The organism is Lysinibacillus sp. G4S2, from assembly GCF_030348505.1.
GTDB lineage: Bacteria > Bacillota > Bacilli > Bacillales_A > Planococcaceae > Lysinibacillus.
Window position 1 is genome coordinate 3,129,945 of sequence record NZ_JAUCFJ010000002.1, and the last position, 12,010, is coordinate 3,141,954.

Here is a 12,010-nt window from a genome sequence, read left to right on the forward strand (position 1 = left end):
AGTATACCTAGTTTACTTCACTAGCGTCGCATTAAAATAATTCAATGCATTTACAAAAACTGAATTTTCTGTAATATGATCTATGCATAAAAAAATCCTTTATAATGGTTGGGCGGTAGTAAACCATCCAAATCCAAAATAAAGGACATACGCAATGGATAAGTTTACACGAAAAACATCATTTGAACAATGGTTTTCACCTATTTCTTCTACACAAATGGAGGAATTAGTTGAAACTCATCAATTAAATTACTATACAAAGAAGCTTCACATCGCTTCATTTTTAAGATTATTACTGTTTGCGCAGCTGAATGAGACGGAAAGCCTACGTGCTATCAGTGACACGTTATTTTCAGACGACTTACAAAAAGCAACGAATTTAGCATCCATCAGCTTTTCACAGCTAGGACGTCGGTTAAACCAAGTGCCAACTGAGTTTTTTCAACAGATTTTTCTAAACTTAGTCGAACAAATTCATACAAAATCAAATTTTGATCAACGCAGAAATACAACGACACCACTGAAAATAATTGATTCTAGCACATTACCACTGAATCTAAATAATCATCGGTGGGCTGAATTCCGCAAAACAAAATCTGGTGTGAAGCTGCATTTACGCCTTGTTTACTTAGAAAACGGCTATTCTTACCCCGACAAAGCTGCACTGACAAATGCGAAAGAACATGATCGTGGCCAGCTAGAAGTCCTGGTCGATGACAAAGAATGCATGTACGTCTTTGACCGTGGTTACTTGGATTATGAGCGCTTCGATCGTATGACAGATGATGGATTCTTCTTTGTCTCACGTCTGCGTAAAAATGCGGTAATACGTGTGCGTGAGCCATTTGAGCTACCTACAGATTCTAAAGTGTTATCCGATGAAATGATTGTGATTGGCACGACGCAAAATCGTGCTGAAAATCTGTTCCGTCTTATTAAAGTATTGGATACGAAAGGTAATGAGTTACATCTCATTACCAATCGTTTTGATATAAGCGCTGACGAAATTGCGGAGCTGTATAAATCGCGCTGGGCAATTGAGTTATTTTTCAAATGGATGAAGCAGCACTTGAACATCAAGAAATTTTACGGGCAAAGCGAGCAAGCCGTGCATAACCAAGTGTACATCGCCATGATTGTCTACTGCTTAAATGTGATAGCTCAGCTGGATACGAGTAGTACACGAACGTATTTACAAATTAGTCGGTGGTTAAAAGCCGCCCCATGGAAACCCGCACATATTTGGATTCGAAAAATCGAAGGAAAAGCGATTCCATAAAGGTTTTCACACTTCTGTCGCCCTCGCCAAAGGATATAGTAAAAAAATGAATGTTTACTACCCTCTGCTTAAGTATCTTCGTTTTTATTCTAAAAAGATAAAAACAAAAAACAGAAAATTCAGTTAATTTTTTGCGACGGTAGTGAGTTTACTTATATAAATTAAGTCCAAAAAATTTGATAAACCTATCAAAAAAACTACATCATCCATTAGGCGAATCTGATGGATGATGTAGCTTTTTTCTTTTTAAGCTTCTTCTGTATTTTTTCCAGTAGCTTCGATGACTTCAGGGACTGCATCCACTGTATCTTCCTGAACATTTTCAGCAGCAGGTGGTGTGATCGTCACTAATGTATAGTCATCTTCCTGTAAAATTTCAAAGGAAAACTTTTGACGAATATCTCCTACATACAGTGATGTCCCGATTGCTACATCAGTGACATCAACCTCTATTGTTTCAGGAATTTTTGTTGGATTTACTTTTATTCGAACTTCACGATTAGGCTGTAAGAGAAATCCACCATCTGCAACTCCAATGGCATGACCGGTAACCGTTACTGGAATATCGACCTCTAGTTCCTCTGACATATTAATGGACTTGAAGTCTACATGCTTAACATTGCCCTTTAGTGCACAGCGTTGTACTTCTGTTAATACTGCGTTTATTCTTTGACCGTCAACATCTAATTGAAAGACACTTTTATTTCCGAATGCCGCTAATATTTTTGCAAATATTCTCGCATCAAGCGATATCGCTGTTGGCTCCATTTGATAACCATAAACAACTCCTGGAATTGCACCATTCTGTCTGAGTTGAGTTAATGATGATTGACGCCCTTTTTCGCGTTTCATTGCAGTTAAAACAGTACTCATCGTCATTTTCCCCTTTCATGGAAACTAGTCTCATAAAAGGTTTTGCCCGTTCTATAGATTTTTATACATTTTATCAATTTCTACAAGCAAAATGCGAAGCTTCCGAAATATTTCGGCGGCTGTCTCTTCATTTAAAAGGAAACTCCAGTAACATATTTTAGGAAAATAAAAAGCCGAGACGTATTTATGCTCGGCTAATTTTAAACTATTATAATCTTCCAGCAGCGCTCAATGACACCGCTAGCATTTTGGCAAACTCTCCGCGTGTAATATATTGATTTGGTGATAGATTTGCATTGTAGTCTAGAGCGCCAATTGCATACAATGTCTCCGTATGACGCAAAGTTTCCCCTTGAAGATAGTAAGTATCTTGGTAAGGTAAAGCGGCATATTCTTCTTGTACAAAATCAACAGCATCTAATGTTCGACCAAGCATTAAAATTGCCTGCTGGCGTGTTATTTTTCCATTTGAATCAAATATTTCTGGCGATTTCCCTTTAATAATCCCTAGAGAATGTAAGGCACCAACATATCCACCATACCAAGATTTTTTGGCATCAATGTCTTTGAATTGTGTTGTTTGTACTTGCTGAAAGCTGAATGCACGTGCTAGTAATGCACTAAACTGAGCGCGTGTTAAGGAATCATTAGTGCCAAAATGATCAGCTGTTCTTCCTTGAATAATCCCCCGCTGCGCTAAAGTACTAATATACGTACTGTATGCTGAATTACCTGTATCACGAAAATAATTTGGCTGTGGATTTACGAATTTTAAATCTGCATTATGATGAAGCGTTGCAACTACTCTGTCCCCTAAATCTCGATAAGCAACTGGCTCCATTACGCCTTTTTTAGCAACTTGTTTTAAAACTCCATCCTGACCATTTTTAAAAATTTCCACTTCAAGAGGCTGTCGGTTATCGACAATACTAGCTTTAACGCTAAATATATCTCCTTTTTCAGATGCATTAATTGTAGCACCATATGCAGAGTAAACCGTCATATTCGGTGTTTTCATATGTACATAATTCGTTGGCTCTTGATAGGCATATGCTTGTATGGGGGTAGCGAGTGATAAACCTAACATTCCTATTAACACTACCTTTGAAAATTTCCCCTTCATATTGCTCCTCCTTCTTTTCATCTAAAACTATCATACTAGATTTCGCTATGTAAAAATATAGTATTATTTGCACATACTCGAACACTTTAGTTCTACAAAAAACTACACTTTCAATTGTTCAGACTTACGAACAAATGAAAGTGCAGCTCAAACATGCACCTACAGAATTGTTATTTTATTATCTAATAATACATGTAACTCATGAAGCTTTTTAATTTCAAAATGCGGTTGAATATCGCTTGTATTTTCAATACTACGTATATTAAACCAGCATGTATCTATTCCGGCCTGTAATCCGCCTTTAACATCTGAAGTTAAAGAATCCCCAATAATTAGAGTTTTATCTTTATTTATATCATCGATACGTTCAAAAACATAATCGAAGAAAGCTGGCATTGGTTTTTGATAGCCTGTTTGTTCCGAGATAAAAATGCCTTTGAAAAATTGTGCTAAATTTGCATCCTCTAGTCGTTTATTTTGGGTAATTGTTTTCCCATTTGAAACAACATATAAATTATAGTTATCTGCAAGCTGTTCGATTACTTCGTAAGCACCGTCTACATAATGATGGGCCTCTTTCAAATATTTTTGAAAGATTGCTTCAAAGTACTCCCCATCTACATCTATGCCGAATTCCTTTAAAGCAATAGAAAATCTAGTGTTATGTAGTGTATTTTTAGACACCTCTCCACGTTCAAAAGCACGCCACATCGATTCATTAATCTCTTTATAACGAGCAATCATCGCTGGGGTTGCTGCAATATTTTCCTGCTTAAATAAACGATCAAGTGCTGCGTTTTCAGCTAAGTCAAAATCTAATAATGTGTCATCCACGTCAAATAATAATGTTTCATATTTAGTCATGTCATTTCCTACTTTCTTTGGTGCATTGTTACCATCTTGTTACTTCTATCATAACTCTTTTTTTAAAAAATAACAGTAAATGTACCCATCCACCTCTTTTTTAAGAAATGTCTTTTCGAAGAAAGTCGTTAAAAATATTCCTTAATTGCGTAAAAAATATGATCATCTTACCTAAAAATAGCCCTTTCGACAATTTCGTATTTGAAATTTTTAGCGAATATGAGACAATAGAATGCTAGAAAGGAAGATGTACGAATTATGACGACCCTACAAAAAATTACGCCTGTCTTTGATCCATGGGAAGCGTACTTAGATGTTGAACAACATGGGCATATGACCTTATCTAATATTGAATTCACAACGACAAATCTTTGTAATATGCGCTGTGCACACTGCGCAGTGGGTTATACATTGCAAACTAAAGACCCTGAAGCATTACCAATCGACTTGTTAACGAAGCGTTTGGATGAAATTCCACACCTTAAAACGATCTCAATTACTGGTGGAGAACCGATGATGTCTAAGAAATCCGTTCAAAACTATGTATTGCCTTTATTGAAATATGCACATGAACGAGGCGTGCGAACACAAATCAACTCTAACCTAACTATAGAGCCGGAACGTTATTTACTGATTGCACCGTATTTAGATGTGCTACACATTTCACATAATTGGGGCACGGTTGATGAATTTGTGGAAACTGGCTTTGCGATGATGGAGCGAAAGCCAACGTATGAGCAGCGTGCTGCTTTATTCCAACGCATGATTGATAACTCAAAAATGCTAGCAGAACACGGTGTAATGGTATCGGCAGAAACGATGTTAAACAAAAAAACTTTACCATACTTAGAACATATCCATAACCAAATCATTAACGAAATGAAATGTGCACGCCATGAAGTGCATCCGATGTACCCTTCAGACTTCGCAAGTTCCCTTACGTCTTTATCACTTGAGGAAACTCGTGAAGCTATTCATCATCTACTTGATGTTCGAGATGAAAACACTTGGATGCTGTTTGGCACGCTTCCTTTCTATCCATGTAGCTTGAATGCAGAAGATCAAAAGCTTTTAAAACGATTAAGAGAAGCAAAAAACGTTACGATGCGTAATGATCCAGATGGGCGATCTCGCTTGAATATCAATATCTTTACAGGTGATGTCATTGTGACAGACTTTGGCGATACACCAGCACTTGGAAATATCGTGAACGATGAACTACCTGCCATTTTTGATAAATGGATGGCAACAGATTTAGCAAAATCACTAAACTGTCATTGTCCAGCTGTAAAATGCTTAGGTCCAAACGTTCTTGTTAAAAATATGTATTATAAAGATGCACAGTTTGTTAGTGGCTCTGCTACTGTGTAAAAATGAAAAATGTCCAATGCAATAATCTATATGCATTGGACATTTTTCATACTATATTATTGTTAAATAATTATTTCGGTTGCATTGAAAATTAAAAAGCATCATGTAGCTTCAAATTTTATAAAAAAGTGAATAAATACAAGATTTATCCATATTTTATATGTGTTTATCTTGAGGTAAATCTAAACTTTTTATTTTTTCAATTTCTTCTCTCGATAAGCCTAATAAATCCATTATTTCTTCAACCGTTTGATGACGTTTCAGCAATTTTTTCACTATCTCTATTTGCTCTTGTTTACGCCCTTGCTCTATTCCTTGCTCTATTCCTTGCTCTAGTCCTTCTTTTATTCCCTCTGTTTTTCCTTGTTCCCTTCCCTTATTGATTCCATCAATGTAGCGAGCTTCTTCATCTAGGATATACTTTAAACGAGATTGATAAGCAAGAATTGTTTCAGGGGATTGACTGATTTCTTCCCATGTATCAAATGCTGCACGTAAGTTTTCATCCTCCATCGCTAACTCCTCCAATTCACGATATATCTCTGCATATACTTTCTTATTACGACCATCGACCATACCAAGTAATAACAACCATCGAATTAATATATCATCGAGAGCATTCAACTTTTCTTCACACCAAAGCGAAATAAACTTGTTTATCTCTATAAAGTGAATTTCCATCACATCTTCTTCTGGCGTTAGTCTTGATAATGTTGTGTCTTCATGTAGATAATAAGTACTATGATATGCTTTTTTATCTTTAAACATCGTAAAATAAAAACCTTTTCCATCTATGCTATATGTTTTAAGCGGTGTAAACCTTTTATAATAATCATACATAAAAATAGTATTGGCGATGGCTACATCTAATCTCGTCCATTTCTTAACATAAAAAACTACCTAACGTCCGAGCATCAGGTAGCATCAATTTTATGAAAAAAACGATAGATAAGAAATTTACTTTCACCATATTTATACTTACTAATTTTCTTTTAATGGTTTTAAATGCTTATTCTAGAGGTAAATTTAGACTTTTTATTCTCTCAATTTCTTCTCTCGATAAGCCTAATAAATCCATTATTTCTTCAACCGTTTCATGTCGTTTCAACAATTTTTTCACTAATTCTATTTGCTCTTGTTTACGCCCTTGTTCTAGTCCTTGCTCTAATCCTTGTTCTAGTCCTTGCTCTAGTCCTTCTTTCATTCCCTCTGCTTTCCCTTGCTCTCTTCCCTTGTTTATTCCATCAATATAACGGGCTTCTTCATCTAGGATATACTTTAAGCGAGATTGATAAGCAAGAATTGTTTCAGGGGATTGACTAATTTCTTCCCATGTATCAAATGCTGCGCGTAAGTTTTCATCCTCCATCGCTAACTCCTCCAATTCACGATATATCTCTGCATATACTTTCTTATTACGACCATCGACCATACCAAGTAATAACAACCATCGAATTAATAGGTCCTCAAGAGCATTCAACTTTCCTTCATACCAAAGCGAAATAAACTTGTTTATCTCTATAAAGTGAATTTCCATCACATCTTCTTCTGGCATTAGTCTTGATAATGTTGTGTCTTCATATAGATGAAAAGTATTGTGATAATTTTTGTTGTCTTTAAACATTGTGAAATTGCAAATATTGATTGTGATTGTTGGGCGTAACTCACTATAGCCCATCCCTCTAACTAGTTGCGACTCATACATTTTTGCCCAATAATATAGCGTTCTCTTTGTCATATCATGCTGATTAGATAGTTGAATTTCCACATTGATGAAGTCACCATTTTGTGTTTTCACAAGAATATCTAGTCGGGATTGTTTATCGTCCTGATATTCACCGCCCAATTCATGCGGAATAAATGTTACTTCTTTAATAGTATTTCGTCCAGTAAGCTTTAAAACCGCATTCAAAAAGACAATTGTAATTTTCTTATTCTTCTCACTACCGAACAATTGCTTGAAAGCAAAATCAACCTTCAAATCAAAAAACTTTTCTAACGGAATTCTTCGTATTGCTTTTCGATTCATCAGGTATCACCCCTTTTTTATTACTATCATTATAGCATGGGCTTACTATTAAACCTCTATAAAACATCAAAAACAAATTATGTTACTCACAAAACCTTATTATGTGTAAAGAACTATTAATCTCAGAGCCATCGAAGAAGAAAATATAGTTTCATACAAAAAAGGAGCCATGTTCGTTTTACTGTAAACATAGCTCTTTTTTCGTTATTTTCCATAACACTCCTTATATTTCTGCTACTACCAAAGGAACGGATTGTAGTATCCTTATCTATTACTGCCGCCAAACTTATGATTCTATATTTTGAAATGTAAGGTTTAATATATATACCTACATTTGTAACTACATTATAATAATTCCTTTGCAAGTAGCTTATAGGAATTCATGCGACTTTTTAGTGCATATTGATTGCAGTTTAGCATCACTTCATCAAATCCATACTGCTCTTGCTCTGCTACTAAAAATGCAGCGATTTCCTTAGGAGTTCCGACAAGATTGGCTTTACGATTTTCGGCAATTGTCATTTTATCCAACTCCGTAAGTGGATAATCCTGTGCTTCTTCCGGTGACATCACTTGAATGATTTGTCCCTTCATAAGCTGAAGACGAGTAATATCAATAGGCCTAGCCAAATATTCCGCTTCCTCTAATGTATCTGCAACTGTCGCCGCGTAAGTAACGATAATTTCCGATCTTTCCATATAATAGGAAGGAGTAAAGTAAGTTCGATACGTATCAAATATATCCTTTGACATATTTCCAGTGAAAAACTGCGCATATGAGTAACCCACACCTAATCGTCCCGCCTGCATAGCACTTTGACCACTGGATCCAAGCAACCAAGCCTCGGGTAATTGAATATTTACTGGTGCCGCTATCACTTGATCATAGACGTGCTCACCGGTTTTTTGGTTATTCATCAGTTTTAAAATGATTTCAAGCTTATCATATTGCTCTGTAAATCGTTCTCTTCTACCTTCTGCTAATGCATAAATAGAGGCATGGTCGCCACCAGGGGCTCTGCCAACACCAAAATCTATACGGTTCGGTGCTAAGCCACTTAATGTTTTAAAAACCTCTGCCAGCTTGTATGGTGAATAATGCATCATCATCACGCCACCGGTACCAATGCGAAGACGCTTTGTTTTCGCTGCTAAAAAAGCTGCTGTAACCTCAGGGGATGAACTTGCCAGCGAATGACTATTATGATGCTCTGCCAGCCACATACGATGATAGCCAAGTTCTTCACCTAATAGCGCTATTTGTTCTGTCCGCTGAAAAGATTCCTCAGCAGTATGACCTTTTAGTACAGGCATTTGATCTAAAATACTTAATCTCATCAAACACACCCCTTTATCTCTATGACCTCCTCTTCACTCTAATATAGTAAGGCTTTTTTACAAAGCAAAAGACCTTACTCATAGGCAAGCTGCTTCAAATGCCATGTTTCATAAACCATGCCAATAAGCAATCGATTTTGTTCCGCACTCAATACTACATCATTAAATTTCGTTGCATAAACAGTAAATTGCTGAGTTTGTTCATCTACTACAAACTGTAAAATTGCATGCCCCTTTTCACCATGAAATGCAATATCACCTGATAATTCGACAACATGCTCGCCTGTTTTAGCCTTATAATATCGCCAATATGGTTCAAAAAATGCATAATTAAATGCATTTCGAACAGATACATCTGAAAAATTTTCCAAATATCCTTCTTTTACTATATCGATATACTCATGATCTGTTATATCTTTTTTAGCATTATAAACATACCCGACAAGCAACCCCATAAACACAACACAAATAAATACTCTTATATGATTTCCTAAACTCAAATGTCATCACGTCCCCTTCACGTAAAAAACACCTTTTCATACATAATACATTAAAAACATCACTTGAAATAGAATATTTTTGTTTTTTGTAGAAACCAAAGAGATTGAAAAGAGTTTTTAATACTACACTATCTAAAAAATTTATAGAGAAATACTATTAAAGCTATTTACAGCCATTTTTCATTTCGCTAATATCAAATTATTATTATAGAAAAGAGATGACCTACTGTGCCTTTCGATTTAGATGTAAACATTTTTCTCATTCTTATCTTTTTTGGTTTTCTAGCCGCATTTATCGATTCTGTTGTAGGTGGCGGCGGGCTTATTTCATTACCAGCACTCATGTTTGTTGGTCTACCACCATCTACGGCCGTGGCTACCAATAAATTAGCGGGTACAATGGGGTCACTAACAAGCACTTTGACTTTTTATCGCTCTGGAAAATTGGATATTAAATCCGTTTATAAATTGTTCCCGTTTGCTTTTATAGGTTCAATGATTGGTGCATGGATTGTCCATCTGATGGATCCTAGCGTTCTAAAACCACTAATGCTTGTCATGCTAGCCGCCGTAGCTATTTACACTATTTTCAAAAAAGACTGGGGTAGCATTTCTACTCATAAAAAATTGACACCTAAACGTTACGCAATTTTTGTGGCGACCATTACCTTAATTGGGTTCTATGATGGCTTTTTAGGTCCAGGGGCAGGCTCATTTCTACTGTTTACTTTTTTAATAGTTGGCTTTGACTTTTTAAAATCAGCAGGCAATGCCAAATTTTTAAATTTCGCAAGTAATATCGCCGCCCTTCTTATGTTTATATACTTAGGGCAAATAAATTATGCCTATGGTTTACCGATGGGACTTGCACAAATTGCTGGAGCAATTGTTGGTTCTAAATTTGCCATTAAACGTGGTAGCGGGTATGTACGCAAATTATTTATCGTAGTGACAATTCTATTACTCTTGAAAAATACATATGATTATTTTTCATAATTAATTCGTTCTATCTATACAGTGAAACTTGAATCAGTGGAGGGTTCTTCATCCCTCACTGATTATTCGTCTTCACCAATTGGAATGATACGGGCGGGAGTTTTACTGCCCGTTTTTGCGGGATACAACTTATCTAATACTTGAGGTAAGTTTTTTATTGTTATCAACTTTTTCTCCCCTTTGGCACGTCTAGTAGTTGTATACAAATTGAAAATGTTAAAAAGGAGCTTCTTTGGACATGAAAAAACGAAATGCATTTCAACATGAAGAAATATTTGTCCAGTTTATTCGCGAACAGAAAGAACGTTTTTATTTGCTCGCGTATAACTATACGAAAAATGAACAGGACGCACTTGATGTTGTACAAGATAGTATTCAAAAAGCAATGCTTTCACTTGATCGACTAGAAAATGTCGAGTATATGAAAAGCTGGTTTTATAAAATCGTCGTACGTACAGCTATTGATTTTTTACGTAAGCATAAACGCTTACAGGTGACAGACGATGATACATTGCAATATTTAACACCTGCACAAGAGGATGTCTACGAAAACGTTGATTTAGAGCATGCGTTAGAGGAGTTACCTCAAATGTATCGTGAAGTTGTCATTTTACACTATTTTGAAGATTTAAAGCTCGCTGATGTAGCTAATATCCTTAACATTAAGCTAAGTACAGCAAAGTCTCGCCTTTATAAAGCGTTAAAACTCTTAAAAATCCAAATGCAAGATGTGAAGGGAGAAACAGCACATGGATGAAAAATTACAACAATTAGAAAAACAATATAATGAAATACCTATTCCAAAAGAACTTGATTTTGTCGTTGAAAAAGCACTTAAGCAAGGCAAAAAGAAGAGAAAAAACCGAGCACCACAATGGTTACTTGGATCTGCAGCAGCTGCAATGCTTTTTACAGTTAGTTTAAATGTCAGTCCCGCAATGGCACGAACACTTTCAGAAATTCCTGTAGTTGGTAGCATCGTAAAAGTATTAACATGGACTGAATATGAAGTAAAAGAAGAAACTTATGATGCTGACATTAAAGTACCTGCTATTGAAAACTTAGAAAATAAAGATCTTGCAAATACTTTAAATGAAAAATACCGTTCAGAAGGTAAGGCTCTATATGATGCTTTTGTTTCAGACGTTCAATATGTAAAGGGACAAGGAGGTGGACATGTAGGGATAGATAGCGGTTATGAAATCAAAACAGATAATGACCAGATCTTATCGATTGGCCGTTATACCGTCAATACAGTTGGATCGTCTTCTACAACTATGCAATACGATACAATTGATAAAAAAGAAGAAATATTAATTACATTGCCGATGCTATTTAAAGATGATAATTATATTAAATCTATCAGTGAAAACATTAAGGAACAAATGCGTGAACAAGTTGCATCCGACCCGGATAAAGTGTTCTGGGTAAAAGGAGGAGGCATTCCTGACGAAGAACTTTTTGACGACTTTAAAGCTATTAAAGCTGACCAGCAGTTCTACATTTCCGATAAAGGCAAGCTTGTTATTTCTTTCGATAAATACGAAGTAGCACCAGGAGCAATGGGCCTATTGGAATTCGAAATCCCAACTGACGTCCTAAAAAATGATCTTGTAAGTTCTAAATATATTCATTAA

The 12,010-nt window shown here is 35.8% G+C and carries 12 protein-coding genes; 5 read left to right on the forward strand and 7 right to left on the reverse strand.

Features of this window, described 5'->3' with window-relative positions; translation table 11 throughout:
* The first annotated feature begins 154 nt into the window (after window positions 1-154).
* Window positions 155-1,279 carry an IS4 family transposase gene (locus tag QUF91_RS16130; protein ID WP_289418524.1) on the forward strand — a complete coding sequence of 375 codons (1,125 nt, stop codon included), beginning with the start codon at window positions 155-157 and terminating at the stop codon, window positions 1,277-1,279.
* A gap of 246 nt (window positions 1,280-1,525) precedes the next feature.
* On the opposite strand, the gene QUF91_RS16135 is transcribed toward QUF91_RS16130, so the two are convergent.
* The 3 genes from QUF91_RS16135 to QUF91_RS16145 form a co-directional block, all read right to left on the reverse strand.
* Window positions 1,526-2,152, reverse strand: a complete 627-nt coding sequence (locus tag QUF91_RS16135) for a 50S ribosomal protein L25/general stress protein Ctc (protein ID WP_289418525.1) — start codon at window positions 2,150-2,152, stop codon at window positions 1,526-1,528.
* A 208-nt stretch (window positions 2,153-2,360) separates the two neighbouring features.
* Window positions 2,361-3,275: an S-layer homology domain-containing protein gene (locus QUF91_RS16140; RefSeq protein ID WP_285396658.1), complete on the reverse strand. Its 915-nt coding sequence runs from the start codon at window positions 3,273-3,275 to the stop codon at window positions 2,361-2,363.
* A gap of 159 nt (window positions 3,276-3,434) precedes the next feature.
* On the reverse strand, window positions 3,435-4,139 hold the full coding sequence (locus tag QUF91_RS16145; protein WP_285396657.1) for a YjjG family noncanonical pyrimidine nucleotidase: 705 nt from the start codon (window positions 4,137-4,139) through the stop codon (window positions 3,435-3,437).
* A 258-nt stretch (window positions 4,140-4,397) separates the two neighbouring features.
* Here QUF91_RS16145 and yfkAB point away from each other — a divergent pair, with 258 nt between their 5' ends.
* The gene (gene yfkAB / locus QUF91_RS16150; RefSeq protein WP_285396656.1) at window positions 4,398-5,510 is read left to right on the forward strand and encodes a radical SAM/CxCxxxxC motif protein YfkAB; all 1,113 of its coding nucleotides are present in this window, start codon (window positions 4,398-4,400) and stop codon (window positions 5,508-5,510) included.
* 156 nt (window positions 5,511-5,666) lie between these two features.
* Here yfkAB and QUF91_RS16155 read toward each other — a convergent pair whose 3' ends face one another.
* From QUF91_RS16155 to QUF91_RS16170, 4 genes are all read right to left on the reverse strand, one after another.
* Window positions 5,667-6,278: a PD-(D/E)XK nuclease family transposase gene (locus QUF91_RS16155; RefSeq protein ID WP_289418526.1), complete on the reverse strand. Its 612-nt coding sequence runs from the start codon at window positions 6,276-6,278 to the stop codon at window positions 5,667-5,669.
* Between the two features lie 241 nt (window positions 6,279-6,519).
* Entirely contained in the window at window positions 6,520-7,539 is a 1,020-nt protein-coding gene (locus tag QUF91_RS16160; RefSeq protein WP_289418527.1) for an Rpn family recombination-promoting nuclease/putative transposase, read from the reverse strand.
* A gap of 345 nt (window positions 7,540-7,884) precedes the next feature.
* A complete protein-coding gene (locus QUF91_RS16165; protein WP_289418529.1) occupies window positions 7,885-8,877 on the reverse strand; it encodes an LLM class flavin-dependent oxidoreductase in 993 nt (330 codons plus the stop codon).
* A gap of 74 nt (window positions 8,878-8,951) precedes the next feature.
* On the reverse strand, window positions 8,952-9,377 hold the full coding sequence (locus tag QUF91_RS16170; RefSeq protein WP_285394975.1) for a hypothetical protein: 426 nt from the start codon (window positions 9,375-9,377) through the stop codon (window positions 8,952-8,954).
* 228 nt (window positions 9,378-9,605) lie between these two features.
* Here QUF91_RS16170 and QUF91_RS16175 point away from each other — a divergent pair, with 228 nt between their 5' ends.
* From QUF91_RS16175 to rsiV, 3 genes are all read left to right on the forward strand, one after another.
* Complete coding sequence (locus tag QUF91_RS16175; protein ID WP_285394974.1) at window positions 9,606-10,373, forward strand: TSUP family transporter; 768 nt, start codon at window positions 9,606-9,608, stop codon at window positions 10,371-10,373.
* 238 nt (window positions 10,374-10,611) lie between these two features.
* Complete coding sequence (locus QUF91_RS16180) at window positions 10,612-11,130, forward strand: RNA polymerase sigma factor SigV (protein WP_289418530.1); 519 nt, start codon at window positions 10,612-10,614, stop codon at window positions 11,128-11,130.
* Window positions 11,123-12,010 (forward strand): anti-sigma-V factor RsiV, encoded by an 888-nt coding sequence (gene rsiV, locus QUF91_RS16185; RefSeq protein ID WP_289418531.1) that lies wholly within the window; start codon window positions 11,123-11,125, stop codon window positions 12,008-12,010. Before QUF91_RS16180 ends, rsiV begins: the two co-directional genes overlap by 8 nt.